The organism is Pseudomonas sp. 65/3-MNA-CIBAN-0223 (assembly GCF_040310425.1).
GTDB classification, from domain to species: Bacteria; Pseudomonadota; Gammaproteobacteria; order Pseudomonadales; family Pseudomonadaceae; genus Aquipseudomonas; species Aquipseudomonas gregormendelii.
Map to the genome: position 1 here is coordinate 1 of NZ_JBEOPV010000311.1, position 242 is coordinate 242.

Consider the following 242-nt stretch of genomic DNA (forward strand, 5'->3'; position numbering starts at 1 on the left):
GCCGGATGCTCATCAGCGATGGGCTCGCCGTGGTTGTAGCCGTAGGTAAGCGCGGCACAGCGTACTGTCGCGGCCTTGGCAGCCCGTACGTCGTTGCGCGAGTCACCAACGAACAGCGATTCGCCGGGCGCAACGCCCGCCTTGTCCATCACCCAGAACAGCGCCGCCGGATCGGGTTTCTGCTGCGGCAAGGTATCGCCGCCGACCAGCCAATCGAAGTAACCGGCCAGCCCCTTTTCCTC

General features: G+C 65.3%; 1 protein-coding gene. It reads right to left on the bottom strand.

All coding sequences use genetic code 11. The features are described from left to right. A partial coding sequence (locus AAEZ09_RS29020; RefSeq protein ID WP_350601771.1) for an HAD-IA family hydrolase occupies positions 1 to 242 on the bottom strand: 242 nt, incomplete at both ends.